At 61.5% G+C, this 26031-nt stretch carries 22 protein-coding genes; 17 read left to right on the top strand and 5 right to left on the bottom strand.

The annotated features are described in order from the left end of the window. Positions 1-876: 876 nt before the first annotated feature. Complete coding sequence (locus CHB77_RS15990) at positions 877-1209, bottom strand: BLUF domain-containing protein (RefSeq protein ID WP_278185027.1); 333 nt, start codon at positions 1207-1209, stop codon at positions 877-879. Between the two features lie 175 nt (positions 1210-1384). Between CHB77_RS15990 and CHB77_RS15985 the strand changes: the two genes are divergently transcribed. Next, positions 1385-1795: a response regulator gene (locus tag CHB77_RS15985; RefSeq protein WP_089389183.1), complete on the top strand. Its 411-nt coding sequence runs from the start codon at positions 1385-1387 to the stop codon at positions 1793-1795. 10 nt (positions 1796-1805) lie between these two features. Next, a complete protein-coding gene (locus CHB77_RS15980; protein WP_207303059.1) occupies positions 1806-2642 on the top strand; it encodes a VOC family protein in 837 nt (278 codons plus the stop codon). 557 nt (positions 2643-3199) lie between these two features. On the opposite strand, the gene CHB77_RS15975 is transcribed toward CHB77_RS15980, so the two are convergent. Beyond that, complete coding sequence (locus CHB77_RS15975) at positions 3200-4261, bottom strand: hypothetical protein (RefSeq protein ID WP_089389182.1); 1062 nt, start codon at positions 4259-4261, stop codon at positions 3200-3202. A gap of 390 nt (positions 4262-4651) precedes the next feature. On the opposite strand from CHB77_RS15975, the gene CHB77_RS15970 reads away from it, so the two are divergent. Next, complete coding sequence (locus CHB77_RS15970; protein ID WP_089389181.1) at positions 4652-5344, top strand: type 1 glutamine amidotransferase domain-containing protein; 693 nt, start codon at positions 4652-4654, stop codon at positions 5342-5344. A 316-nt stretch (positions 5345-5660) separates the two neighbouring features. Here CHB77_RS15970 and CHB77_RS15965 read toward each other — a convergent pair whose 3' ends face one another. The 3 genes from CHB77_RS15965 to CHB77_RS15955 all read right to left on the bottom strand — a co-directional run bounded on the left by CHB77_RS15965 (position 5661) and on the right by CHB77_RS15955 (position 7531). Beyond that, positions 5661-5942: a hypothetical protein gene (locus CHB77_RS15965; RefSeq protein WP_089389180.1), complete on the bottom strand. Its 282-nt coding sequence runs from the start codon at positions 5940-5942 to the stop codon at positions 5661-5663. Between the two features lie 64 nt (positions 5943-6006). Continuing rightward, positions 6007-6642, bottom strand: coding sequence for a ParA family protein (locus CHB77_RS15960; RefSeq protein WP_207303060.1), 636 nt, complete (start codon positions 6640-6642; stop codon positions 6007-6009). A 43-nt stretch (positions 6643-6685) separates the two neighbouring features. Next, positions 6686-7531 carry a replication initiation protein gene (locus CHB77_RS15955; RefSeq protein ID WP_089389179.1) on the bottom strand — a complete coding sequence of 282 codons (846 nt, stop codon included), beginning with the start codon at positions 7529-7531 and terminating at the stop codon, positions 6686-6688. Between the two features lie 483 nt (positions 7532-8014). Between CHB77_RS15955 and CHB77_RS15950 the strand changes: the two genes are divergently transcribed. From CHB77_RS15950 to CHB77_RS15885, 14 genes are all read left to right on the top strand, one after another. Beyond that, entirely contained in the window at positions 8015-9022 is a 1008-nt protein-coding gene (locus CHB77_RS15950) for a purine-nucleoside phosphorylase (protein WP_089389178.1), read from the top strand. Positions 9023-9125: 103 nt separating this feature from the next. Then, entirely contained in the window at positions 9126-9815 is a 690-nt protein-coding gene (locus CHB77_RS15945; RefSeq protein WP_341273567.1) for a pyridoxamine 5'-phosphate oxidase family protein, read from the top strand. A gap of 56 nt (positions 9816-9871) precedes the next feature. Continuing rightward, entirely contained in the window at positions 9872-11056 is a 1185-nt protein-coding gene (locus CHB77_RS15940) for an ABC transporter substrate-binding protein (protein ID WP_089389177.1), read from the top strand. Then, the gene (locus tag CHB77_RS15935) at positions 11053-13029 is read left to right on the top strand and encodes an ATP-binding protein (protein WP_089389176.1); all 1977 of its coding nucleotides are present in this window, start codon (positions 11053-11055) and stop codon (positions 13027-13029) included. The genes CHB77_RS15940 and CHB77_RS15935 overlap by 4 nt, the downstream gene beginning before the upstream one ends. Beyond that, positions 13022-14293 (top strand): sigma-54-dependent transcriptional regulator, encoded by a 1272-nt coding sequence (locus CHB77_RS15930; protein WP_089389175.1) that lies wholly within the window; start codon positions 13022-13024, stop codon positions 14291-14293. The genes CHB77_RS15935 and CHB77_RS15930 overlap by 8 nt, the downstream gene beginning before the upstream one ends. Positions 14294-14455: 162 nt before the next feature. Further along, a complete protein-coding gene (locus CHB77_RS15925; RefSeq protein ID WP_089389174.1) occupies positions 14456-15778 on the top strand; it encodes an ABC transporter substrate-binding protein in 1323 nt (440 codons plus the stop codon). 69 nt (positions 15779-15847) lie between these two features. After that, complete coding sequence (locus CHB77_RS15920) at positions 15848-17578, top strand: ABC transporter permease (protein ID WP_089389173.1); 1731 nt, start codon at positions 15848-15850, stop codon at positions 17576-17578. Positions 17579-17595: 17 nt separating this feature from the next. Beyond that, positions 17596-18639 carry an ABC transporter ATP-binding protein gene (locus CHB77_RS15915; RefSeq protein ID WP_089389172.1) on the top strand — a complete coding sequence of 348 codons (1044 nt, stop codon included), beginning with the start codon at positions 17596-17598 and terminating at the stop codon, positions 18637-18639. A gap of 3 nt (positions 18640-18642) precedes the next feature. Then, positions 18643-19200: a histidine phosphatase family protein gene (locus tag CHB77_RS15910; RefSeq protein WP_089389171.1), complete on the top strand. Its 558-nt coding sequence runs from the start codon at positions 18643-18645 to the stop codon at positions 19198-19200. Positions 19201-19288: 88 nt separating this feature from the next. Next, entirely contained in the window at positions 19289-20086 is a 798-nt protein-coding gene (locus tag CHB77_RS15905; protein WP_089389170.1) for an HAD-IIA family hydrolase, read from the top strand. Positions 20087-20220: 134 nt separating this feature from the next. Continuing rightward, positions 20221-20445: an AbrB/MazE/SpoVT family DNA-binding domain-containing protein gene (locus CHB77_RS15900; RefSeq protein WP_089389169.1), complete on the top strand. Its 225-nt coding sequence runs from the start codon at positions 20221-20223 to the stop codon at positions 20443-20445. Next, a complete protein-coding gene (locus tag CHB77_RS15895; protein WP_089389168.1) occupies positions 20442-20828 on the top strand; it encodes a type II toxin-antitoxin system death-on-curing family toxin in 387 nt (128 codons plus the stop codon). The genes CHB77_RS15900 and CHB77_RS15895 overlap by 4 nt, the downstream gene beginning before the upstream one ends. 174 nt (positions 20829-21002) lie before the next feature. Next, positions 21003-22238, top strand: coding sequence for an exonuclease SbcCD subunit D (locus CHB77_RS15890; protein WP_089389167.1), 1236 nt, complete (start codon positions 21003-21005; stop codon positions 22236-22238). Between the two features lie 2 nt (positions 22239-22240). Further along, positions 22241-25963 (top strand): AAA family ATPase, encoded by a 3723-nt coding sequence (locus CHB77_RS15885; RefSeq protein ID WP_089389166.1) that lies wholly within the window; start codon positions 22241-22243, stop codon positions 25961-25963. Positions 25964-26031: the final 68 nt, after the last annotated feature.

Here is a 26031-nt window from a genome sequence, read left to right as displayed (position 1 = left end):
CAGTAACCAGGAAGCCAGCCCACGACCGCGCTGACACAGCAACCTAAGCACAGGTCACAGCAGCCGGGGAGAGGCTTTCTCGAAGCAGACTTAACGCGGTCTTAAGAGAGGGGGCTTTCCAGCCGAGCGGCAGAACTCGGAAAACACAACACACGGAGCCGCTCGGCTGATGGGATGGTTATGCTTCAAGCTGACCTTCTCGGCAACTTGTCCAAATGGACAACTTCCGGTTGCGAACCACGGGAGCCGTGCCTGCTATGGTTAACGAGTTCCTCCGAGGCGACCCAAGCGCACAGGCGGTTAATCATCTTTAGTTTGTAAGTATCTGAATTTTATAGAAAGTCGCGGAACCTTTTGCGGTTCAGGACGTTCTTACAGAGTTGACGAGTGTTTGTGTGCCGCGTGTGTTGTTCCCAGTGCTGTGTTTCAGCAGGCCCCGCCCCTTCCCGGCGGGGCTTTTTGCTGCCCGGCAACCAGGGGCCGGTTCAACCCCCGGCTGCGATGCCCATGAGAAGAGGTTTTATGACGCGGGATGGGCAGGGGCGTGGGAGCACGCGGGATGGGCAGGGGCGTGGGAGCACGCCGGATTGTGGGGTCTAGGAGACTTCGGCCGTCTTGTGCCGTGCCTCCCGCAAGGCCTCGGGTTACGTCCACCGAACTGGTGTAATTTTCCAGATGTCCTGAGGGCGATCAGGCGGGTTTCGTAGTAATGTTGAGAATGAGGTCGATCTCCTCCTTGTCAATCTAAGCAAAGGGCTCGACCATCATGGAGCAGGTCGAAGTCTGCCATTCGTCGTTTTGCTCGAACAGCACTTTCCTCAGGCTTGCCAGTGCGCCCAATCGCAGACTGTTGCGACCCAAGCGGCGGTCGACATCTCACTCCTGCCGTGCAGCGCATTCCGTCATGAACGCCAGAACATCGGAAACTCGCGGCGGGTGAAGAGGTGCATCGTGGTCGGCCGCCCAGTCGAAGAGGGAGGTCGTCTTCGAGTTGCCATAGCCCATCGACCATGTCGGAAAGCTGCGGGTTTCTGTCTGCTGCCGGTCCAGGACCTCGACATCACCGTGCCTGTCGTCTGACCTGATCCTGTCGAAGGCTTTCAGGACTTCAGGTTCCGGGCCCTCGAGCCACTGGTAGTAGATGTCGCTTTCCCTGTGCAGGAAGCCGGTCAAACCGACCGCGGCATTCTTGCGCCGCGATGTAGCCAGAATATCTTGTTCGGCAGCCCCTCCTTTCGGCGTGCCTCACTCCGATAAAGGATTGCCATGTATCTCATCCCCATGACGTCACCGGCATTTTTGTGCGTGTCAAGTAACATGTGGATTGCCGGAACTCCTGCCAGTCCGCAGTCCTTTTGCCCGTGAACAAGAAGGATCAGGCGACATGGACCGGCACAGCCCTTATGCCCTTGTGGCAGACGATGACGCGCTCATCCGGATGGATGCTTGCGAGATCCTGAAGGAGGCAGGCTTTCGCTGCCACGACGCCGCAACGGCTGAGCAGGCTGTGGAGCTTCTCGCCACGTTCGGCCAGAATGTGCAATTGCTCTTCACGGACGTAAGCATGCCCCCGGGCAAGATGACCGGGTTCGACCTGGCGCGGCACTGTGCGCAGAACTGGCCGCATATCGGCATCCTGGTGGCCTCAGGCGGACCTCCGCCCGATCCTGGAGACATGCCGGACGGTGCCCTCTTCATCAGAAAGCCCTTCACTCCTGATGTGGTTCGCGAGCACCTCCTGAAGATCCTTCCCGAAGGCCGCCGCCCTGAACCGCTCGGAAAGGGCGTCGACTGAATTCTGCCCAATGAAGGAGCGCGCGATGCGTCATATCGATCATGTCGTGGTCGCTGTCCGGGATCTGGACGGGGCCGCCGATCTTTACGCCCGCCTTGGCTTTCAGGTCGGGCCGCGCAATCGCCATCCCTGGGGGACCGAGAACCGGATCATCCAGTTCCGGCACTCGTTCATCGAACTGATCGCGGTTCCTGCGAATGCAGACATTCCGCCGCACGCTCCGGGCCACTTCAGCTTCGGCGCGTTCGTGCGCGATTACCTGCAGCGGCGCGCAGGACTAGCCATGCTGGTGCTGAGCAGCGTCGATGCGGCAGCCGACGCCGCGCGCTTTGCACAGGAGGGCATCGGCGACTTCTCCCCTTTCCGATTCGAGCGGACCGGCAGGCGCCCCGATGGCAGCGCCACGCATGTCGCCTTCAGCCTGGCCTTTGCCGTCGACAGCCAGGCACCCGACCTTGGCTTCTTCACCTGCCAGCAGCATTTTCCAGAGGCTTTCTGGAACGAGTCCTTGCAACGCCATCCGAACGGCGCCACCGCCATCACAGGCGTCACCATCGCCGCGCCGCGTCCCCAAGATCATGGGGGCTTCCTTTCGGCCTTCACCGGATCGCCGACGGCGGAGCCGATGCAGGTTCCTCTTGCCGGGGGCGCGATCACAGTGCGCCCGGGCACGGCGCCAGCCTTTCTGGGCTTCAACGTCCTGGTGCCGGAACTGGGACCTGTGGCCCGAAGCCTCCGCGCCTCAGGCATTGCGGTTGCCGAGCAGGCAGGAGAGATCGTTGTTGAGCCTGATGTTCTTCATGGCGTCCGACTGACCTTCGTCTGCCAGCCAACCTCGCAGACGTGACCTCGACAAACGGTGCAGCTTGACCCTTCACGCGGCGTCGATGTCTGAGCCACCGGATGATAAACCCGCACTGGATCACTCCCTTCGCCTCACACGCGGTCACAACCCATGGCCGAGGCGGAAAAGGAAAGCCCGGCGCAGGAACGCCGGGCATCAAAGGAGGGAGAGAGAAAATTGTGACCGCATCCGCCGGCCACTGGGCTTCGGGGTGATGAACGCGTTGCCGTGATCGCGGTTCCGCTGGAAAACGGAGCGGCTCTGTCGGCACGCAGGCTTGCCACTGTTCGGCCGGCCTTCAGGTGCATGAAGTCGATCACCAGGATCCGGGCCTCCTGTTCGCCGTGACCAGTGCCACGATTGTTCATGCAAATACGCCCTGCGGCTCGAACGATAACTTCGTCCGCTCTCAAAACATAGAAACACCACTCTAGGCACTGCGGACCTATCACACGTTTGAGTTGTAAATGGCCTGTTGTCTTGCCCCTCTAGTATTGTTAGCCTTCATGTTGACCAAGGCAAGAACCAAAGGCCCGCCCTGCCAGGCGGGTCTTTCTTGTTCACAGAATGGCCCGCGCCACGCGGATCATCTGAAGCAGCTCGTAGTTCCTGTCGTTCAGTTGCACGACCTGACCGTTCACCACGGCATAGTTCTCATCGTCACCCAGTTGCGGCAGACGGTATACGCTGGCCAGTTCATCCTGGGTCAGGGCTGCCGTCGGAGCGATCGGCATGCCCAATTCTAAATCAGGCACCTGTGCCATCTGGTTCACCAACAGCAGCGCGTCGTAATCCTTCTGGTCGAGCAGAACAGGCATTCCGTCTATCAGGGCATAACGATGGCCAGCGGGGGCAGGATCGAGGTCGAAGAGGGTCTCAATCTGGTCCGACTGCAAGAGCAGAAGCTCTGGATCGGGATCGACGTCGGCCTCGGACCTGAGCCATTCATCGCGGCGCTCGACCCAGATCGTGTCATAGTCATCCTGATCATATGATGCCCACTCGTCGTAGGTTACGCCTTTCCGGGCCAGTCCGGGGGGAACACAGGGAGGATCCTTCCTGGCAAGGCCCGGCGGACAGTTGCGGTAGGCGATCAGCTCATCGTCAGGGATATCGGCGACGAGCAGTTGAGGGGTGACCACTGCAAGCGCTGTTGCGGCCAGAAGGCGCTTCATGTCACGCCCTGCGGGGGCCGGCGTGGAAATGATGCGGCTCAGAACCTCTTCGCGTTCTGCTGCCGTAAATCCGCGGCGGCCGTTTCCATGTCCATGCGATGCGTGCTCGGCAGCCTTGCCATTCATCTTGAGCTTCGGCCCACTGGCATGGTCCGGCTTTCCGGCGCGACTGGGGGGATGATCCCTCCCCTTCCCTGCCCCGGGCTGTTCGTTGCGGCCATGGGCCCTGTCCGGGCCGCGGTTGCCTTTCCCGGCATTGCCATGACCCTTCCCCGTCGCCTTGCCGTTACCCTGCCCTTTGCCGTTGTTGTCCTTGGCCAGCCAGAGCTGTTCCACAGACGTAGCTCCAAAGGGTGCGATAGGACTCTGGATCTGGATCGGCCCGGCAGCCAGATGGGTCGATGTCAGAGCGAGCACCACGGCGCTGCTGATAAGGAACGTGTTCATGTCAGACGCCTTTCGTTTCGAAAAAAACAACATGGCACTCCTGCGAAGCGTTCCCTTCGCCCTGGAACCAATGAAAGAGGGCGTGCAGGACCTGTCGTGGCGGACCGTGGGAAGAAGCTGACAGAATAGCGGCAGAGCTTATCGAAAAGGTCCTGACCGAACGCGGCTATCACCAGCATCGCACCGCGACGATCCTGGCGCCGCCCCTGAAGCGCCCGGCACTGCCAGGGCCGGTAGTGTCACGACAACCAGGAACAGGAACTGCAAGGGGCACGGGGCGTTCCTGACACCGATCAGACATATTCACTGCAAGGCCATGACGTCTTCACTGCAAGGCAATGACTTCGAAAGGATGGTCTTCGAACAGGCAAAGAAGGGAAAAAGCGTATAATGAAGATCCTCATGGTTCTCACCTCCCATGATCAACTGGGAAACACCGGCAAGAAAACCGGCTTCTGGCTGGAAGAGCTTGCTGCGCCCTACTACGTCTTCAAGGATGCGGGTGCCGAGATCGTGCTGGCATCCCCGAACGGGGGCCAGCCGCCGCTAGACCCCAAGAGCAACGAGCCTGACTCCAAAACCGACGCAACCAACCGCTTCGAGGCCGACGCCGAGGCCCAGGCAAAGCTGGCTTCGACCGAAAAGCTTTCATCCATCAACCCGCATGACTTCGATGGCATCTTCTATCCGGGCGGTCACGGTCCGCTCTGGGATCTTGCCGAGGACCCTGCCTCTATCTCGCTGATCGAGACGTTTATCGGCGCTGACAGACCCGTTGCCCTGGTCTGCCACGCTCCGGGCGTTCTTCGGCATGTGAAGGGTCAAGATGGCAAGCCACTTGTTGAAGGCAAGGAGGTCACGGGCTTTACCAACACCGAAGAGGAAGCTGTTGGTCTCACCAAGATTGTTCCCTTCCTTGTGGAGGATGAACTGGCTGCAAAAGGGGGACGCTTCACTAGGGCCGACGACTGGGCTTCTTACGTGGTGCAGGACGGCCTTCTGATCACGGGTCAGAACCCGGGTTCATCCGAAGAAACGGCGCAGCGGCTTCTGGCCGCCCTGAAGAGGTCGCAGACCGGCTGATCAGCGGCTTGCCAAACGGAACCGCCTCTCCCCTTCTGGTAGGGCATAGGGACATTATACTGGGGAAATCATGCGCCGAGGGCCTACCCCGGTATTTTTTGCTGCCTGCCTCGACGTTTCTCCTCTTGAGCCGGTTACGGGCATCGTCGCCCTGCGCCGGCGCTGCATGGCTGCAATGTCCTGACCTATCGCTAAGAGAAGACTCTAACCTTTGCTCAGAACAAGTGCATGCAAGTGGCGTCATAGCGTATCTTGATCAAGCAACCTTTTTGTGCACAAGTGCACAAGTGCAGAAGTGCAACTATGCAGCCATGCGCTAGTCGCCGAATGCTCTTTTTGCTTCATGCCGCTTCCATAGCTCATTAAGCGCGTGCTCAATCAACTCCGAATTGGTCATGTCCAGGCGGGCGCGCAGAATTGCCACTCGCTCAAGAATTGGATCTTTCTTATCGAAGTAGGCGCCTAGGTGCTTCTGCTCTGCCCTCTTGCCTATGGCCTTTCCGGCTGTCTCAACTTTAGACCGTTCCGGTTCGATCGTTTCCGGTTCGGGATCCGCTGCCTTTCCCATCGCCGCTAACAGCGGGTTTGGTTTCTTCATTTCTGCACTCCTGCCATCTTTCTATTCTGCAAATGTGCACAATTGCACTAATGCATAGGTGCATTTATGATTTTTTGCCGTTTTGCATTTCAGCACGGACCCATGCCCACAGGTTAGCGACTTCATTAGCGGCCTTGCTATTCGCATCCAACTCCTGCACCGACTGACCCGAAGCGCTGGCGTCTCGATGTGCCTTTCTCCGGTGCAAGACGACGGGGGCAGCTTTAGCACCCATTGCCTCGATCACCTCCCGCGTCTGCGTCACTTCCGCCTGGCCGGTCGGGTTAGCCATGTTGATGACGGCCCAGACCGGGCGATCAAAGCCGCGGCACAGGCGCAGGGTTCGCGGCATCTGCTCCAAGGGCTCAACGTCTGGCGTCGTTGGGATCAGCACCAAATCAGCAATCTCAACGGCGGCTGGAGCTTCAGTTGAGCGAGCAGGGGGCGTGTCGATGATCACTAGGTCAGCTGCGCCCTTGGCTTGCTCCAAGCGCCTAGGCAATTCATTCTCGGTTGAAAACACGACTACCGGCATTTCGGCCTCCCGGCGCTCACCCCATTGGCTCACACTCTGTTGCGCGTCCATATCAAGGATCAGCACTGAAAGCCCATCACGTGCCGCAGCAACAGCCAATGATCGCACGAGAGTAGATTTTCCCACTCCGCCTTTCTGCATTGCAATCGTGATAATCTGCATCATTGCCCCTTTGCATTTGTGCACATGTGCACTTTCGGCATGTTGGTTATTTGCTTAATTCTTCAATCAGCATCTCGGGAAGGGCAGGGGGAAACAGATCGCCCTGTTGTCCTTTTTGGGCCTGCCACTGCACTTTTTGCTCCTCGACTGTCTTGAGCCACCACGACACCCTGAGTTTGGTGATCTTGCGACCTTGCTTCTCGGTTACGTCGATCCGGCAAGAGAAGGGAGCAAGCAGGTTTACCTCGCCGACAGCAGGTTCAATCGCCTTGCGGCGCAGGGCGGCAAACGAGACCAGCCTGCCTTCAGGCACACCAAGATAATCACGCAGCTCCTCAGTTTCGAAGTCGTTGTAGTAGACGTGCTTCAAGCCAATCCGCTTTGCGATGATTTCATAAAGAGCCATGCCGTATTTCGTCGCAAAGCCATGAAGGATCTGCATCTCCAAACGCGCGAATATTTGACTGTCGCGTAGGATCGGCAAGAGCTTAGGATGCAGCTCATAGGTCAGCATTGTGGCGATGCCTGGACCAAATTTTTCGATGTCTGTCGGACCGAGCAGATGGACGTTGCGGGTCGATCCGTCAGACATGCGCACGCGAACAACCGTCTGCATAAGGCTTAGAATGGCCTCCGCAACACGATCGTTGGAGGTATGGTTTCCGCGAAGCTCAGAAAAGGGGATGCGGTGTTCTTGCCCCTCGGCCGCCATCTCGGGTCCGAACGCATTAGATAGCAGCTGATTGTATATCCGTCGCGCAGCCAACGTAATTTTTTCACCGCCACGAACCTCGATCAGCTCTGCCGGTTTGATGACTTCACCGCGCCGCTGGAAAGCGTTGAGTGTGCCGCCATTGCTATTGTGACTTTTGGGGCGAGGTGCGTCCTGCATGTATTGTAACCCGTGGTGTTTGGAGGGTCACAATAGGGGAAATCCGCTTGATTTGGAAAGAAGATTACGAGCCATCACCCTGATATCGCGTGACCTCGCCCCAAAAGTCACAATAACATCGGTGACGCACAGTAACGTCGCCCAAAAAGTCACGATACCTCGCCCCATAGGTCACGATACCTCGCCCCATAGGTCACGAAACCTCGCCCAATAAGTCATTCTCGGCGTTAATTTACTATATTTATCATGATGTTATTTCTCACAAAATGGAAGAAACTAAAAAATATAAAGCCTGCCGGGCTAGGAGACCTGTTGGGATCCTCTAATCTTCATCTCAATCCTAAAGTCAGCCCTTTTCCAGCAATACCATCCGCAGTGCCTGACAGCCGCCCTGCCTTGCTCTATCCTCTCGGTTATCCTTGATGACAGCTGCCGCGGCTCACGTTGGCCTGCCTGTCGGCAGCAAAGAACAGGAGAGAACCCATGCATGTTCTTATCAACTCCCTCGCAGCCTCTGCCCTTACTCTGGCCTCAGCCGGAGCGGCATGGTCTGAGCCGATCCAGGTCAAGGTGTTCGTAGGCTCCATGTTCGAGATCGGCGAGAACACCGGCGATCGCGCGGGTGAGTATCAGCACTGGTATGAACGCTATTGGCAGGACGCCAAGGCAAACGACGTGCCGGGTGCCTTTGCGCCGGTCCACTGCAACGATGATGGCGTCTGCGGCTCGGTCCTGGGGATGGGCAAGGTCAATGCGTCTGCGTCGATGCAGGCTATCCTGCTGAACCCAGACTACGACTTCTCGCAAGCCTACTACCTGATCACCGGGGTCGCGGGAACACCACCCTCCAGGGGGACCATCGGCGATGTGGTGTGGGGAAGCTGGCTAATCGACTATGACCTCGGCCACCGCTGGGCGCCTGAAGAGGGCGAGACGGGCGCGCCCGTCTTCATCCCGCGCGAGGGCTACGAGGATTATCGCGTGCATGAGTTGAACCCGGAGCTTGTGGCCTGGGGCATTCACCTGTCATCGGACGTCGATCTGAAGGACTCCGAGGAGGCACAGACCTACCGGACGCGGTATCCCGAAGAGGCGGCCCAAGCGGCTCCCTCAGTGAAGGTCGGCACCCACATGACCGGCGACACCTTCTTCCATGGCCCCGGGCTTTCAGCCGAGGCGCAATACATGGCCGAGCTTTACGGAGCCGACGATTACCTAGTCACCGAGATGGAGGACAACGCCATCGCCCAGGTGATCAAGCGGCTGCACGGCACCGACAGGATCGCGGCCATCCGGGGCTCGGTGAATTTCGACCAGGGCAACCCGAGCGAAACCACCCTGCAGCACCTAGATCCGGCGCCAGGCGAAACAGCCGGTGGCTTTGCGGAAACGGTCGAGAACATCGCCCTGGTGGGCGCGCCTCTGGTCGATCACATCGTCAGCGAGTGGGAGACATGGAAGAACGGCGTGCCGGCGGCACCGGAAAACTGAGCCCACACCATCCAGAGCAAGTGATTGCGGTCTAAGCCGTCAGGCCGATGCCGCAATTGTCGATGACATTGCCTTTCATCAACCGACAATGGGTGACGCCTGAATGATTGACATGGATTATTTAGGGGCGGTCAATCAAATGTCTGGGGATGTATCAAACGCCATAGTATCAGAGGAGATGCCCGTGCCAGTTTGGGTTGAGACGCTGGAGGACCTGCATCGCTACTATGGAACACCAGCTGAGGCTTCGCAGATCAAGGTGACTGCACAGCTTACTTCGGGTTACCGGGCTCATATTGAACGTGCCCGCTTCTGCGTTCTGGCAACCGTCGGACCTGAAGGCACAGATTGCAGTCCCCGAGGCGACGAGGGATCAGTGGTTCGCATCCAGGATGATCGCACGCTGCTGCTGCCTGACTGGAAGGGGAACGAGCGGATCGACTCGCTGCGCAACATTGTCCGTGATGGCCGTGTCAGCCTGCTGTTCCTGGTAGCAGGGTCGAACGTGGCCATCCGCGCCAATGGGCAAGGAAAGATCTCTGCCGATCCGGAGTTGTCCAGACTGTTCGAACGCCAAGGCAAGCACCCTCGAACCGTAATCGTCATCCACCTGAAGGAGGTCTACTCGCAGTGTGCCCGCGCCTTGATCCGTTCTGGCCTGTGGACCGACGGCGACAGCTCTGCCGGTCTCCCAAGCATCGGTGACATGCTCAAGGAGATTACCGCTGGTGAATTCGACGGCGCGCGCTATGACGCCGAGTGGCCGGAGCGGGCGGCGCAGACCATGTGGTGACCCAAGTTGCCCTGTCAGCCGTGAAAGTGCCACAAGCCTGCAGGGGGAGGGGGACCATGCTGCAGGCAAGATTGATCAGGGACAGGATATCCAGGCTGTGCGCGATCCTTGGCGGGCTCATTCTTCTTCATGGACCATCCTCGGCCGAAGAGCTTCGGATCATCACGTCCTACCAGGAAGAAGTTGTCGAGCCGATGCTGGAAGCCTTTGGTCGTCAGCATCCTGACATCCGTATCAGGGTCCTGAACAAGAATACCAATGCCGCAGTCACTGAAATGCTCGCCGGTAACGAGCGGCGTTTCGACCTGTTCTGGGCGTCGGCACCTGAGGCTTTCGTGGTGCTTGATGAGGGAAAACGACTTCTCGATCTGAGTGATGGGCCCTACGCAGATTTCGCGTGGTCTGCACTTGGCTGGTCCTGGCATGTCTCCCGCGATCGTCCGGTGCCGCAGGATTGGGACGATCTCCTCGATCCTGCCTTCGCAGGTGAGATCGCCATGTCTCATCCGATGCGATCGGGCACGATGCATTCGCTGTTGGAGACGATACTGCAGCAACGAGGGTGGCAGGAAGGCTGGGCGTGGATCCTGGAATTGGCAGGCCAACTCAACACCATTTCCGCCCGCAGCTTTGGTGTTCTGGAGGGCGTAGAGGAAGGGGAATTCGGCATTGGCCTGACCATCGACTTCCTGGCGTTGACCCGGGACAACCTGGAATTCCGCTACGGCACCCCGATCACCCTCATTCCGGCGCGAATTGCTGCCTTGCAAGGTGGCATGGAGCCCGAAGCGGCAAGCCTTTTCATCACCTTCGTTCTCTCGGAGAAAGGACAACGCATCCTGCTGCGTCCCGATGTGCATCGCATTCCCGCCCACGCCGGAGTTCGAGAAGAAGCGTCGAGCCTTCTGGATCCGGGTTGGGCCGCATTGGACTTCACTCAAGTCCCCTATGATCCGAAGCTCGCCGCCAACCGGTATTGGCAGGTCAATCAGCTTTTCGAGGCCTTTGTCGCTCGAGACCTGCTCCTGCGGAGGGACTTGTGGCGCCGGCTCAACCGGCTTGCCGCGTCTCAGGCGGCCGAAACTGACAAGATCCGCCGACTGCTGACATGGATGCCATTGACGGAAGACCAGGTGCGCGCTGCGGACTCTGATCAGGCAACTGTCCTGGAGTGGGCCGCCCGATCATACTCCCTGCTGAATGAGGCCGATGCTCTGATCCGTGTGTTGGAGCAACCATGATACGTCGAGATTCGATCCGGTCGCGGCTGGTAGCCGCCCTGATCGCGATGGTCGTCGTCGCCACGGGTATCTTGGCGGTCGGAATGCTCGTGATGCTGAAGGCCGAGCGAGACTTTCGGGAGCTGGCGCAGGATCGTATTCCGGCTGTTGCTCTGGCTGGCGAACTCGCTGAAGCAACCGGTGAGCTGGCTGCGTTGGGCATGCAGGTGGTGGCTGATCCCCTGGTAGCTGCGGACCGGATGAACCGGGCAATCGAAAACGCCTCTTCGACTGTCGCAGGGGTGCTGGCCTCTCCTGTCTGGTCAGCTGAACCTGGACGGGAGGCAACCCGAGGAAAGTTGGAGGCCGCCACGCATGACCTGCAACGCGCTCTGAAGGACTTTCTTCGGATCAGCGCCCGACTGGACCGGCGGGCGCAAACCGAGGCCCGTGCGGGGACGGAGTTGCGATGGGTCCATGCTGACATCCAGGATCAGGTGCAAGGGATCCTGACCGATTTGTCGTTCAATCTCGATACTCAATTGGCAGTGCTGATGGCGGGTTCAAGTATCGGGCCGCGTTCTGACGCCGAGCAAGCACTCTCCCAGGACTGGCTCCTTCGGGACCGTGTGCAGCAGCTAGGCTCAGAGGCTGCAACCCTGACGGCACTTCTCCTGCAGGCGCAGTCGGCGAATAGTTCGGACTCGCTGGAACAGACGCGGGCGCTCGGACGTGACACGCTGGATCAGTTGAGCCTGGGACAGCTTAACCTGGCGCCCCGGGTCGATGTGGTGCTGTTGATCGAAGCCCTTGAACGGCTGAAAGAGCTTGCCACAGGAGGCGATGGCATCTTCGCTCAGGTTCAGCAGCGGCTGGATTTGCATCGTGCAGCCGTAACCCGGCTGCAGATGGCACAAGATGTGTTGGCCGAAATGCAGGCGCTGCTGACTGACATGGGCCGGGCCGAGCGCGTCTGGGCGCAACGGGGGGCCGATGCCGCGGCAACTGCAATCTTGCAAGGTTCGCTGTGGCTGGGGATCGTGACACTGCTGGGCGCAATGGCAACTGCAGTCATTCTGGCTGTGTTTGTCCACCAACGCATTCTCGTGAGGATCGAGGCGCTGTCCAGGGACCTTATCCGCATCGCGCGTGGCACGTCCGAATTACCTGAGCCGGTGTCAGGAAACAGGCAGCGGGACGAGATCGAGGAGATGGCCGCCGCAGTCGAAGTCTTCCGCGCTTCCATCCAGGAGCGCCGGCAGGCGGTGGAGCGACTGGAGGCAACACAGCGCGAACTGGTGCAGGTCGGAAAAATGGCCGCGCTCGGGCAGATGTCTGCTGCGATCAGCCACGAAATAAACCAGCCACTGGCCGCAATCGGCCACCGCCTTCATAACCTGCGTGCAACCCATCCGGATGCTGGACTGCCGATCCAGCGGATAGAGGGTCTGCTGGAGCGGATCACACGGACCATCAGTCACCTGCGCCGCATCGCGCGCCGCTCGGCCCATCAGAATTCCTGTGTTGTTCTGGCCGAGCCATTGAACGCGGCCTTGGAATTGTTGGACCACCGCTTGCGGAACGAGGGTGTTCGTATCGAATGTGCCGATCTGGCTGGTGTAAAGGTGTCTGCCGACGAGATCCTGCTCGAGCAGGTCCTGTTGAATGTCCTGGGAAATGCTCTGGATGCGATTGAAGCTCGGGAGGGGGCTTCCGAAGAAGGACTGATCCACATCGACGTTCGAGGTTCCAACCCTGTCGAGCTTGTCATTCGTGACAATGGCGTGGGCTTGGGCGGGCAGAGTGGCCAGAGCCTCATCGACCCATTCGTAACGACGAAGGAGGTGGGCAAGGGCCTTGGCCTCGGGCTTTCCATTGCGTTCAACGTCATGCAGGACATGGATGGAAACCTCGAGATCGAGCAACACGATGGAGGTGGCGCCGAGGTCCGGTTGCGCCTGAACCGCTGGAAGACGGAAGAGCGACATGCCTGACGTGATGCTGGTCGAGGACGATGCCGACCTTCGGCATGCAACGATCGAGACTCTCGAACTTGAAGGTTTCCGGGTTCATGCTTTCGATGCCGCCGTGCCTGCGCTCGAGGCGCTTGCTCCGGATTTTCCAGGCGTCATCCTCTCGGACCTGAGAATGCCGGGGCTTTCGGGCCTCGAGTTCCTGGAGCAGGCGCAGGTTCGTGCGCCAGACGTGCCGTTCATCCTGATCACAGCTCACGGCGATATTCCGGCAGCAATCCAGGCCATGCGTGGCGGCGCACATGACTTTCTTGAAAAGCCCTGTTCGCCCGATCTGATGCTGAACGTGCTTCGGCGCGCGCAGGCCATGCGGGACATGCATCTGGAAAACAGCCGTCTGCGGCAAATCCAGATTGATGAGCGCATGATCGGGCGGTCCACCGTCATGCAGGAGTTGCGGCAGCGACTGCGTGTCCTCGCAGGGCTTCAACTCGATCTCCTGATCGCAGGGGAAACCGGGACCGGCAAGGAGCTGGCTGCCCGGATCCTGCATGACCTGTCGCCTCGCTCCCAAGGTCCCTTTGTCGCCGTGAACTGCGGCGCACTGACCGAGGCCGAGGTCAATCGCGAGCTTTTTGGAACTAGCGAGTCCCCGGGGTTGGTCGCGCGCGCAGATGGTGGAACCCTGTATCTGGACGAACTCGAAGCCATGCCGGACAGCCTCCAGGTGCGTCTGCTACGAGTTGTGGAAACGCGCGAGATCACGCCTCTGGGCGCAGCTCCACACCCAGTCGATCTTCGTGTCCTGGCCAGTGTGAAGAGCCCACCAGAGAGACTGATTGAAGAAAACAGACTTCGATCTGATCTTTTCCATCGCTTCAACGCCACGCTGCATTTGCCCCCCCTTCGCGACCGCGAGGAGGACGCGCATCTGCTGGTTGCCCATTTTGTTGCCGAAGCCGCCAGGCGCCATGATCTGCCCAAGCCTCATCTTGACAGCACCTTACGCCGACGGGTCGCAGGCCATGATTGGCCGGGTAATGTTCGGGAGGCCAGGAATTTTGCCGAGGGGCTGGTGATCGGGCTGGAGATGACTTTTACGCCTTCGACTGATGCAGGCCATGAAGGAGGCCTGGATTATGATGCAGCAATGGGGTCCTTCGAAGCCCGGCTGCTGCGGTCCGCCTTGATCCAGACCGGCGGGCGGAAGTCGGAGGCCGCCGAACTTCTGGGCATCCCCCGCAAGCGGCTTTACCTGCGACTTCGTCACCACGATATGCTGTAGCAAAGGCATGGGTCAAAACCGACACATAGGCCGGGTCAGATTTGACACAGAAAATATAATTAAAACAGATAGTTGATTAGATATGTTACTTGTTGCAGAGTTTTGGTTGCGTCCGTTGAGATCCGGCTGAATCGGCTCGCTGACGCCTCTGGGAGGAGAGACATGCACAAGATTTTCAAGCTCAGCGCCATCGCGCTGATGATGACTTCGGCTGCCGCATTCGCGGATACCGTTACCGTGGTGACGTCGTTTTCCAAGGACCTGACGGACCCGTTCAAGGCGGCATTCGAAGCCGCCCATTCAGGCACCACCCTGGAAGTGGTCAACCGCAACACCAATGCGGCGGTCTCCTATCTGCAGGAAACCCGCAGCTCCAATACCACCGACCTGATGTGGGCTTCGGCTCCCGACGCCTTCGAGGTGCTGAAGGGGGAAGGGCTACTCGCGAAGGTAGATGTGCAGTTCGAGGGAATTCCCGACGAGGTCGGCGGCTACCCGGTCCATGACGCAGACGGGACCTACTTCGGCTTCGCCGCCTCGGGCTACGGGATCATGTATAACACCCGCTATGTCGAGGCAAACGAACTGACTGTTGCCAAGGAATGGGAAGACCTCAAACGCGCGGAATACAATGGCCATGTCGCCATGTCCTCGCCGTCGCGTTCCGGCACCACCCACCTGACGGTCGAGACTGTCTTGCAGGGTGAAGGCTGGGACAAGGGCTGGGCCACCTGGAAGTGGATCTCCGGCAACATGAATACCGTGACCGAGCGCAGCTTCGGTGTGCCGGACGCGGTGAACTCGGGCTCGACCGGCTTCGGGATCGTGATCGACTTCTTCGGTCTGTCGTCCAAGGCCTCGGGCTTCCCGGTCGAGCTGGTCTATCCCAGCGTGACGTCGATCGTTCCGGCCAATATCGGCATCATCGAGAATGCCCCCAATCCTGAAGGGGCCAAGAAATTCGTGGAGTTCATCCTGTCCCCGGAAGGACAGAAGGTTCTTCTGGAGCCGGCGATCATGCGTTTGCCAGTGAACCCCGACGCCTATGCTGACGCCCCCGAGGACTTCCCGAACCCGTTCTCGGAAGACTTCGCGCCCGGGGCCATCGAGTTTGACGTGGACAAGTCCGGCGCGCGCTACGAGTTGGTCAACTCTCTCTTCGACGTCTTGGTAACCTACCGGCTGGATGACCTGCGCGCTGCCGTCTCGGCCGTGCAGCAAGCCGAGGCCGCCCATGCTGACAGCGGCAATCAGGAAGCCGCCGCACTGATCGCCGAGGCGCGCGCTTTGATCGAAGCCATGCCCATCACGGAAGAACAGGCACTCGATCCCAGCTACGCCCAAGCCTTCACCGTCTCGCGTGCTGACCCCGAGACAGAGGTTGTCGGCCGTCAGGCCGAGATCGAGCAGGAATGGGACCGCTTTGCCGTCGAGAACTACGGCAAGGCAAAGCAGTTGGCCGAGCAGGCAATCGCGCTGAACTGATCGAACCCTTCCAGACCAGTCCCGCGCCGCCCGGGGCGGCGCGGGTATCCGTGATGCCCCGAGGATCCCATGTCCGCTTCAACCGATACTGCCGCACGCCGCTTCACGCTGTTTCCCACCTTGTCGGGTGCTGCGGTCGCGGGCATCGCCATCGCGATCTTCCTGTTGGCTTTCCTGGTCCTGCCGGTCGCGCAGGTCCTCTATGTTGCCTTTCTGGATGCGCGCACCGGAGCCTTCACGCTTCAGAACTTCCAGGACTTCTTCAACACGACGCTGTTCCGCGAAAGCTTCGTGAACTCGTTCTACGTCTCGGCGATGTCAGTGGTCGTCGCGACGATGATCGCCCTCCCGCTTGCCTACATCACGACGCGCTTCAACTTTGCGGGCACGGCGGCGATCCAGGCGCTCGGGATCATCCCGCTGATCATGCCTCCCTTTGTGGGCGCGGTCGCGATGTCCCTGCTGTTCGGGCGTAACGGTTCGATCAACCTGCTTCTGAACCAGTATTTCGGCTTGCGCATCCCCTTCATGGAAGGATTGAACGGCGTCATTCTGGTTCAGTCGATCCACTACTTCCCGTTCATCCTGATCAACCTGTCGGCCTCCCTGCGCAACATCGACCGGTCCATGGAAGAGGCGGCGCAGAACCTCGGCTCGCACGGCATGCGAATGTTCCGGCGGATCGTCTTTCCGCTGGCAATGCCCGGCTACCTGGCCGGGGCGGCGCTTGTCTTCATCAAGGTCTTCGACGATCTGGGCACGCCCTTGCTGCTCAACGTCAACAACATGCTGGCGCCCCAGGCCTACCTGCGGATCACCGGGGTCGGGATCAATGATCCCATGGGCTATGTGATCTCGTTCATCCTTGTGGTCTTTTCGGTCTTTTCGCTCTGGGCATCCTTCCTGTTCATGCGCGGCAAGGACTATGCCACCGTGCAGAAGGGCGGTGGCGGGCTGTCGCGGCGGGATCTGAAACCGCGCGAGAAGTGGCTCGCTTGGGGCGTGATCCTGCTGATCCTGGCCCTGGTCCTGTCGCCGCATCTGGGCTTGCTTCTTCTGGCCTTCGGCACGATCTGGTCATTCTCGCCACTGCCGGACGGTTTCACCATCCAGCACTTCGGGACGATCTTCACCCAGTCGTCGCAATATGTCTGGAACACCCTTGTCTATGCAGGATCGGCAGCCCTGATCGACGTCGTGCTGGGCAGTGCGATTGCCTATATCGTCATCCGCACGGGCCTGCCTGGCCGAAAATGGCTGGACTACATGGCCACGGCAGCATTGGCCGTGCCCGGGGTGGTGCTGGGGATCGGTTACCTGCGGATGTTCCATGGCACCCAGCTGCCCTTCGGCATGGGCCAGATGTCCAGCTTCTGGGGGATCATCATCATCGCCCTGGCTGTGCGGCGGCTTCCTTACGCCTTGCGGGCGTGCATGGCTGCGCTGCAGCAGGTCTCGATCTCGCTCGAGGAGGCTGCAGAAAGCCTTGGGGCATCGCGGTCCAGCACCATCCGCCGGATCGTGGTTCCCCTGATGACAGGCGGCATTCTGGCCGGCTTCGTCACCAGCTTCGCGACCGCGGCAGTCGAGCTTTCTGCAACAATCATGCTGGTTGGCCGGTCTTCTGACGCACCGCTGGCCTATGGCATCTACCTTTACATGCAATCACCGGCAGGTCGCGGACCAGGTGCAGCGCTTGGCATCCTCGCGGTCGTGATCGTGGCGCTTGGCACTTACCTTTCGCAGCGCATCATCGAACGCGAGCGGTCCCGCCAGACAACCGCCGGCGATCAGCATTGAGTTTCGGAGAAGAACAGATGACACAAACCAAGGCCGGGATCCGGATCGAGAACCTGCACCTGTCGTTTGGTGAAACCAAGGTGCTGGAAGGCATCGACATGGTGATCGAACCCGGCGAATTCTTCGCCTTTCTCGGTCCCTCCGGGTCGGGGAAATCGACGCTGCTCCGTGCGATCGCCGGCTTCGGGCCGACACCGCGCGGCCGGATCCTCATCGGCGATCGCGACATCGTCAACCTGCCGCCCTGGAAACGCAATGTTGGAATGGTTTTCCAGTCCTATGCCTTGTGGCCGCACATGTCCGTCAGGCGGAATGTGGCCTTCGGCCTCGAGGAACGGCGGATGCCCACCAGCAAGATCGCGCCGAAGGTCGAGGCCGCACTGGAAACTGTAGGCTTGCTGCATTTGGCCGACAGGATGCCTGGGCAGCTCTCGGGCGGGCAGCAGCAGCGCGTCGCTCTGGCAAGAACGATCGCCATAGAGCCGCAGGTGCTGTTGCTGGACGAGCCGCTGTCGAACCTCGACGCTGCCCTGCGCGTGCAGATGCGACGGGAATTGCTCGCCCTGCAGCGCAAGCTGGGCCTGACGACGATCTTCGTGACCCATGACCAAGAAGAGGCCAACACCACCTCGGACCGGATGGCCGTTCTGGACATGGGCGTGATCCAGCAGATCGGCACGCCGCAGCAACTCTATGACCACCCCGTGAACTCTTTCGTGGCCGGCTTCCTCGGTACGGCGAATGTTCTGGATGGGGCGTTCGACGGAGCGCACTTCGTGACAAAGGCCGGTCAGCGCCTGCCCGTTACTGCAAGGTCGGATAAGGCGACCCGCATCGTGTTGCGGCCTCAGAACATCCGGATCGCGAGTTCCGGCGACGGGGTCTCTGGAACGGTGAGGCACCGTGAGTTTCTGGGCAGCCAGATCCGTTATCTGATTGATACACCGGACGGCCAGATGATCGTGGATACGCTCCACGCGACGGGTCAGCCACCCTACGGCGAGGGGGCAACAGTGGTCCTTTCAATCGACAGCCAGAGTGCAGCCTTGCTGGAGGACTGAACCATGAGCGAACTCTGGTTCATCCGCCACTTCCGCACGCCTTGGAACACCGAAAGCCGCTTGCAAGGCCAGCGAGATGTTGCCCTCGATGATCCTTTGGGTGCCGATGACCTCGCGGTGCTGGAGGCAAACCGCCAGGCATTGGCGGGCCAGGATTTCGCGCTTGTGCTGACCTCGCCGCTCGGCCGCGCACGGCAGACAGCGGCGCTGCACGGCTTTCCAACGGCAGAACCCGATCCTGATCTGGCAGAGCTGTCATTCGGATCCTGGGAAGGCCGGACCTGGGCCGATCTCGAAGCTGCTCATCCCGGCGTGTGGCGCAATGAGCCGCATCGGTTGACCCTGGGTGAGCCATTTGCCGGTTTCACGCGGCGGATCCTGCGCGTCCAGCAACGTGTTCTTGCGGCAAACGGTCCCGTTCTGGCTTTCGGTCATGGCGCTTGGCTTTCCGGCCTGAGGCAGGTGCTTGATGGGACATCCGGCTTTCCTGCGAAGAGTGTCGGTAATGGGAAGTTGGTGAAGTTAGACCTGACCCGGGATGGGCGGGTCCAGGTCGGGTAGGTGAACATCATTCGAGAGGGGCAGCATCTTGCCGTCCATCAATGCAACTGAACGCTGCAGGAAGACGCAGCACGATCAAGATCGGCCCATGACATCCCAGGTAATGCTTCCCAGCAACGCGGCAATCATCAGCGACCTCGACGGAGTGACCTATCGGGGCGATGCTCCCATTCCCACGGCAGTCCGCGCCTTCCAGCACTGGCACGAACAAGGGGTGCCCTATGCCTTCGTGACCAACAACTCGACGAAAACGGCCGAGGAATTTGCGGACAAGCTGAACAGGATGGCCATTCCGGTGACGCCGGACCGGATCGTCACCAGTTCCCTAGTCGTTGCCAGGCGCGTTCGAGCTGAAATCCCTGCAGCCTCACGCGTGATGGTGATCGGCGCGCCCTCGCTGGTGGGGGCAATGGAAGCGCAGGGATTTCAGATTGCGGACAAGGACGTCAGGGCAGTCGTCGTGGGCCTCGACCGCGCCTTCACGTTCGAGAAACTGCAGCAGGCGCAGTCGGCTCTTCTGGCAGGTGCGTCCTTCTTCGGGACCAATGCGGATCGAATGTTGCCGCATGGCCTCGGATACGAGCCCGGCGCCGGATCGATCCTGGCTGCCATCGAGACGGCGTCGGGCGTGGCCCCAATCGTCACCGGCAAGCCGCAGCCCGACCTGGTCCACATGGCGCTGGAGATCCTGGGCAGCGACCCTGCGACGACATTCATGCTGGGCGATCAGATCGAAACCGATATCATGGCAGGGCAGGCCGCCGGGCTAAGGACGATCCTGGTTCGCACAGGCGTGCCGCCGAGGGAGGTGCCGGGTGTAGCGGCAGACATTGTTGTCGAGTCTCTTTTGGAGCTGACGTTGTCCTGGGAAAGGACGCTGTTTTAAGTAACGCGGTATTCGCACTTGAAGCGGCCTCTTCTGAACTTCAGGAACTTCGTGCTCCCTGAGGTGAGTGGGTTCGAACCTTGACAAAGCCTTAAAGAGAACGTATATACGAATGTATTAAGGGGGGCAGATCCATGATGCACAGCAAGGTCCGTAAGGTTGGCAACTCCGCCGTGATGACGCTGACGACCGAGATGCTTGCCCTGCTGGACGTGAAGGAGGGCGACAGCCTGTTCGTGCTGCGCGGAGATGATGGCTCGCTCCGCATCACTGCGCACGACCCCGAGGTGATGGCCGCACTCGAGGCTGCCGAGATCGTTATGGACGAGAACCGCGACCTGCTCGCAGCCTTGGCATGACAGACCCGATCTGGGTTCCGCTTGCCGCCGTCATCGCCATTCATGATCGCCAGATCGCCCGCCACGGCGGCGCTCCCGGGATACGCGACCGCAGCCTGATCGAGGCGGGCTGCGCCCGCCCGCTGAACCAGGCGGCCTATGGCACGCCTACGCTGCCCGAGCTTGCCGCAGCCTATGCCTACGGCATCGCCAAGGCGCACGCCTTTGTCGATGGGAACAAGCGGACCGCCTTTGTCACCGCCCTGACATTCCTGCGCCTCAATGGCTTGGGCTTCCGCCCTGACCCAATCCAAGGCGTCCGCATGATGGAGGATCTTGCCTCGGGCGATGTGACCGAAGCTGCCTTTGCTGCGTGGCTGAGCACGGAAATCACACCTTTTTAAGCGCGTCAAAACGACTGCTTGCAGCTACGCCGCCAATCGGCATCTCGCCGCATCCATCATCACCTCACGATGAATGTCCATAGGTCCTAGTAAGGAGTAGCGTATTTAGCCATTTTCAACTTCTAGAACGCAACATATAGTTTCTGCATGTAGATCAACGATGGTTACTTGCGGATGCGTATCCTGCACACTGCCGATATCCATCTCGGGCTTAGCCTGAACGGCTGGTCGCGCGATGCGGAGCACCGGATCTGGTTCGATCGGCTGGCCGATGTAATCGAGGCCGAAGAGGTCGATGTCCTGATGATCGCGGGGGATGTCTTCGACGGGCTGAACCCCTCAGGCGAGTGCCAGAAGCTCCTTTACGACTCCATGGTGGAGTTCCGCAGACGGCGTCCAACCCTGACCACCGTGATGACGGCGGGCAATCACGACCCGGCCCACCGGCTCGAGGCGCCAGGTGCGCTCCTGGCTGGAATCGATGCGCATGTGCTGGGCACCATCAAGCGCAAGGCCGATGCGATCGACATGCGCCGCCACATGATCCCGCTCCGCGCCAGCTGCGGAACCGTCAAGGCCTGGGCCGTGGCGATCCCCTTCCTGCGGCCGGCCGACCTGCCAGGACTGGCCGTGGCCGACAAGGACGGGGAGGGCTCGCCTATCATCCGCGCCGCCGCTGAGTTCCACGAACGCTTCGCGGAAGCCGCGCGCGCAGAGGCGGGCGATCTCCCCCTGATCGCCATGGGCCATCTCCATTGCGCGGGCGCCCAGGAAAGCGAAGGCGCCGAGCGCCGCATCCCGATCGGCGGCGAGCACGCCGTGCCCGTCTCGGTCTTTCCGAAGTGCTTTTCCTATGTGGCGCTCGGCCATCTCCACGGGCCGCAGAACCTCGACAACGGTCGGGTCCGCTATTCCGGTTCCTGCTTCCCCTTGTCCGTTTCAGAGATCGGCCACCGTCACGGGGTGACGATCCTGGAGGTGGATGGCGCCGACATCCGGCACCGCCATGTCGAGATCGAAAGACCCGCGGCCTTCCACCGGATCCCGCAGCGCGGCGTCCTTGATCCATCGCTTCTGGCGGATGCCGTGGCCGGGCTTGACCTCGATCCGGATCTGCCGCGTGACCTGCAGCCGTTCATCCATGTCACGCTGGAGGCGACGGGACCCGCCGGCGTGGTCCTTTCCGAAGCCGAGGCCTGCCTCGCCGGCCTTCCGGTGCGGGTGGGCGGCATCCGGGTGATCCGGGCCGATATGGCGGCCCAGGCGCAAGAGGATGCGGGCATGCCCCGGACACTTGCCGAGATCAATCCCGAGGAGCTGTTCCTTGCGGCCTTCCGCAAGACCAACATGTCTGACGCGGAGGACCGCCATGTGCTGGCCTTCCGCGAAGCGATGAACGGGAGCGACTGAGCATGCAGATCCTGGCCATCCGCGGCGAGAACCTCGCCAGCCTCGCCGAGCCCTTCGAGATCGACCTCGCCTCCGACCCGCTGCGCTCGGCAGGCCTTTTCGCCATCACCGGTGAGACGGGCGCGGGCAAGTCGACCATCCTCGACGCGATGTGCCTCGGTCTTTTCGGCAACTGCCCGCGCCTCGGTGCCGGAGGCGTCGACGACGATGTGCCGGACGCCTCGGGCGAGACCATCAAGGCTTCCGACGCCCGCGGCATCCTCCGCCGTGGCTGCGCCCTGGGGCGGGCCGAGGTCGATTTCATCGGTCTCGACGGGCAGACCTATCGCGCCGGCTGGACCGCGCGCCGCGCCCGGGGACAATCCGACGGCAGGCTTCAGCAGGTGTCGCGGCAGCTTGTCCGCCTTTCCGACAACCAGGTCCTCGCGACCCAGCAAACGGAGGTGAACAACGAGGTGGTCCGCCTTTCCGGCCGCACCTATGAGGAGTTCCGCCGCACCGTGCTGCTGGCCCAGGGGGATTTCGATGCCTTTCTGGTGGCGAACGCCGCCGATCGCGCCTCGACGCTGGAGAAGGTCACGGGCACGGAAATCTACCGCAACATCTCGCGCAGGGTTTTCGAGCGGCATGCCGAAGCCCAGGCCGCGCTGGAGGGGCTCATGGCCCGGCGCGGTGAACGCCAGGTGATGAGCGACGAGGATCGCGACGCGCTGGCAACCGAGCGGCAGGAACTGACGCTGACGGGTGAGGAGGAAGCAAAGGCGATCGAGGGGATCGAGGCGGACCTGCGCCGGCACGAAGCGATCGAGGCGGCTCGGAACCGGCTGCGGCAGGCCGAGCAGGCCGTCGCGGATGCCGAGCAGGCCAAGGCCAACGCAGCCGAAGACTTCAGGCGCATCGACATCATTGATCGGGCTCTTCCCCTGCGGGCAGAGCAGGGCGAGGCCGCCACGGCAGCCCGCACCCTGACCGAGGCGCAGGACGCTGCCACGAAAGCGGCCGAGACGCTGCAGAACGCGACGGAGTCCCGGCGCAAGGCCAAGGACTATCACGTCAAGGCGCTGGACGGCCATGACAGGTTAGAGCGGGTCTTCAAGGAATATGGCCCCATCTTGGACCGTGCCGCCACGCTCGACAGCCAGATCGGCGATGCCACCCGCGAGGCCTCGGAAGCCCGCGCTGCTGTCTCCCAGGCCGCAGGAGAGAAGCACAAGGCTGAGGTCGCGCTGAAGGACCTCCAGAAGGAACAGGATGACGCCACGCGGGAAAAGGACCGCGCCGAGGCGGAGGTGGCCCGCGATCCGCGCATGGAGAAGCTTGCCGTGGAATGGACAGGCATCGAGGAGTGCTTTGCCGAGCGCGCGAGGCTGATGGAGGTCCTGAAGAAGGCGAAGGGCGACCGGGCCACTGCCCTGAATGACAAGAGGAAGCAGGAAGCGGCCATTGCGGAGCGGGAGGAGACTGATCGCGAGGACAAGGCCTGCCTGGAGGAACTGGATGGGGTGATCGCGGCTAAGGCCCAGGGGCTCGATGATCTCGAAGCGGGTCAGCCCGAGGCCGAGAAGGACAGGCTCGAGGGCGCTGCGCGGCTCGTCGAGCGGATGCGGGATGAGGCACAGGCAGCCGCCCAGGCCGACGACGACGGGGTGGAGGAAGCCGGGAGGCTTGCTGACGCCCAGAAGGATGCCGAGGCAGCGCAGGCTCTGCATGATGCGGCCGAAAGCGATCGAAAGCGGACCGAGGGTGCCATGGAGGCGCTGCGCCGACCCCTCGACCGGGCAGAGGCCGCGGCCACGCAGGCCGCATCGGACATGCGAGCAAGGCTGGAGGAGGGAGAACCCTGTCCGGTCTGCGGCTCCGCCGACCACCCGCTGATGCATGACGAGGGGTTCGCCCGGGCCGCGCGCGAGTTGCGCGAGGACATGGTAGCGGAAGAGGCCAGGCTGCGCGACGCCCAGGGACGGATCTCCGATACCGGGCGCCGGATTGCCTCGGCGGCTGAGCGGGCCTCGGCGGCCCGGCGCGGGGCCGAGCAGGCCGCGGGGCGGGCAACAACGGCACGCGGCCGTCTTTCGGCATATGCGGCAGACCTCGCCGCCAACGGCCTGGTCGATGCCCCAGGTTCCGACGCCTGGACGATCGAGGCCATCGCGGGTGCAGGGGAAGACCTGGCCGGCAAGGTCGAAGCGGTGAAGGAAAGGATCAGACGCTGCACTGAGCTGCGCGGGGCCTTGACCGCGGAGCGCAGGAACCGCGACACCATCGCCCAGCGCTGCGGCGCCCGTGCGGCGGAAGTCGGGACGATGAAGGCGGCGCTGGCCGAGGCCGTGCAGGCATTTGCGCTCGCCGGCCAGGAAATCGGTGCGGCGGAGGAGGATATCGAGCGGGTCGATGGCAGGCTCGCGCCTTACCTGGCCGTCCTGGATGCGTCCCGAGACGATCTCGAAACCCAGCCTGCCGAAATCCAGTCCCGGCTTGCCCGGTCTGTCACCGAATGGCGCCGCAATGCGGAGAGCCTGGCCAAGGCCCGTGAGCGCCTGGTCGAGCTAGGGCCCCGCATCGCCTCCGCGACCACCCGCATGGAACAGGCCGCAGAGGCGGAAGCTAAGGTCACTCGCGAGTCCAAGGATCGCGAGGACCGGCTCTCGAAGCTCACGGTCGAGCGCAGGGGGCTCCTGGAGGGGGAGGCCACCGGCACCCATCGGACGCGCGTCAATGAACAACGCAAGGCAGCCCAGGCGATCCTGGAGGCGGCCACCACCGCCCTGTCAAAGGCCGAAAGCACCTTGGCGGGCGCGACCACCGGCCATGAAACCGCGCGGCGCCACGTGGAAGCCTGCGAGAGGCGGCAGCGGGAGGCGGAGGAGGCGCTAGGCAAGGCCCTCGAGGGCGCAGGTATCGAGCGCACGAAGCTCGATGCTGTCTTCTCCTGCGCCCCTGAGGTCATCAGCCGTATCCGGGAGCGGGTCAAGAAGGTTGTGGACCAGGGCCTGGAAGCCGCCACTGCCCTGCGCGAGCGGAAGAAGGACCTTGATGTCCTGATCGAGGAAGGCGTTCCCGAACGCGACGTCCTGACGCTTCGCAATGTGCGCCAGCCCCTTCTCGATGCTCGCCGCACTCGCGACAATCGCCTGGGCGCCATCGCCACCATCCTGGAGGCCGATGACAAGGTTCGGGAGGGGCTCAAGGAGCTTGACGCCGAGATCGCCAAGGCGCGCGCAACCAGCGAGACCTGGTCCGCCATCAACGCGGCGATCGGAGCCCGCAGCGGCAACAAGTTCGCCCAGATCGCGCAGGAGGTCACCCTCCATATGCTCGTGGAGCGCGCCAACCAGCACCTTGCCGATCTGAAGCCCCGCTACAGCCTGGTCAAGGCCGACAACCTCGCCCTGCACGTGATTGATGCCGACATGGCGGGCGAGGTGCGCTCGACCCGCAGCCTGTCAGGCGGCGAGCGCTTCCTGGCTTCGTTGTCCCTGGCCCTGGCGCTCTCCCGCATGGGCGGGCAGGGCGGCGTGCCTGCCACGCTCTTCATCGACGAGGGCTTCGGCTCCCTCGATGGCGCCAGCCTCGATCTGGCCATCGATGCGCTGGAACGGCTGCAAAGCCAAGGCCGAACCATCGGCGTGATCAGCCATGTCCAGGCGATGAAGGAGCGGATCCCGGTCCAGGTCCTGGTGAGCAACCGGGGTGGCGGGCGCAGCACGGTCAGGCTGGCCGCATAAGATCAGCGTCACCGCCATCTTAATCGATAATTAACGGATGGGTGTGACCTCGCCTCCCAGTCGTCCCG

Origin of the sequence: Paracoccus sediminis (assembly GCF_900188295.1) — a bacterium.
Classification (GTDB): Bacteria; Pseudomonadota; Alphaproteobacteria; order Rhodobacterales; family Rhodobacteraceae; genus Paracoccus; species Paracoccus sediminis.
Note: the sequence above shows the minus strand (reverse complement) of the source record. Positions and strands in the feature narration are given on the sequence as shown.

Coding starts and splice junctions, on each gene's coding strand:
- CHB77_RS15935 (WP_089389176.1), top strand. CDS start 11,053: ATGATACGTCGAGATTCGATCCGGTCGCGGCTGGTAGCCGCCCTGATC.
- CHB77_RS15950 (WP_089389178.1), top strand. CDS start 8,015: ATGCATGTTCTTATCAACTCCCTCGCAGCCTCTGCCCTTACTCTGGCC.
- CHB77_RS15885 (WP_089389166.1), top strand. CDS start 22,241: ATGCAGATCCTGGCCATCCGCGGCGAGAACCTCGCCAGCCTCGCCGAG.
- CHB77_RS15895 (WP_089389168.1), top strand. CDS start 20,442: ATGACAGACCCGATCTGGGTTCCGCTTGCCGCCGTCATCGCCATTCAT.
- CHB77_RS15955 (WP_089389179.1), bottom strand. CDS start 7,531: ATGCAGGACGCACCTCGCCCCAAAAGTCACAATAGCAATGGCGGCACA.
- CHB77_RS15915 (WP_089389172.1), top strand. CDS start 17,596: ATGACACAAACCAAGGCCGGGATCCGGATCGAGAACCTGCACCTGTCG.
- CHB77_RS15925 (WP_089389174.1), top strand. CDS start 14,456: ATGCACAAGATTTTCAAGCTCAGCGCCATCGCGCTGATGATGACTTCG.
- CHB77_RS15980 (WP_207303059.1), top strand. CDS start 1,806: ATGAAGGAGCGCGCGATGCGTCATATCGATCATGTCGTGGTCGCTGTC.
- CHB77_RS15945 (WP_341273567.1), top strand. CDS start 9,126: ATGATTGACATGGATTATTTAGGGGCGGTCAATCAAATGTCTGGGGAT.
- CHB77_RS15985 (WP_089389183.1), top strand. CDS start 1,385: ATGGACCGGCACAGCCCTTATGCCCTTGTGGCAGACGATGACGCGCTC.
- CHB77_RS15970 (WP_089389181.1), top strand. CDS start 4,652: ATGAAGATCCTCATGGTTCTCACCTCCCATGATCAACTGGGAAACACC.
- CHB77_RS15975 (WP_089389182.1), bottom strand. CDS start 4,261: ATGAACACGTTCCTTATCAGCAGCGCCGTGGTGCTCGCTCTGACATCG.
- CHB77_RS15905 (WP_089389170.1), top strand. CDS start 19,289: ATGACATCCCAGGTAATGCTTCCCAGCAACGCGGCAATCATCAGCGAC.
- CHB77_RS15920 (WP_089389173.1), top strand. CDS start 15,848: ATGTCCGCTTCAACCGATACTGCCGCACGCCGCTTCACGCTGTTTCCC.
- CHB77_RS15890 (WP_089389167.1), top strand. CDS start 21,003: ATGCGTATCCTGCACACTGCCGATATCCATCTCGGGCTTAGCCTGAAC.
- CHB77_RS15960 (WP_207303060.1), bottom strand. CDS start 6,642: ATGATGCAGATTATCACGATTGCAATGCAGAAAGGCGGAGTGGGAAAA.
- CHB77_RS15930 (WP_089389175.1), top strand. CDS start 13,022: ATGCCTGACGTGATGCTGGTCGAGGACGATGCCGACCTTCGGCATGCA.
- CHB77_RS15965 (WP_089389180.1), bottom strand. CDS start 5,942: ATGAAGAAACCAAACCCGCTGTTAGCGGCGATGGGAAAGGCAGCGGAT.
- CHB77_RS15910 (WP_089389171.1), top strand. CDS start 18,643: ATGAGCGAACTCTGGTTCATCCGCCACTTCCGCACGCCTTGGAACACC.
- CHB77_RS15900 (WP_089389169.1), top strand. CDS start 20,221: ATGATGCACAGCAAGGTCCGTAAGGTTGGCAACTCCGCCGTGATGACG.
- CHB77_RS15940 (WP_089389177.1), top strand. CDS start 9,872: ATGCTGCAGGCAAGATTGATCAGGGACAGGATATCCAGGCTGTGCGCG.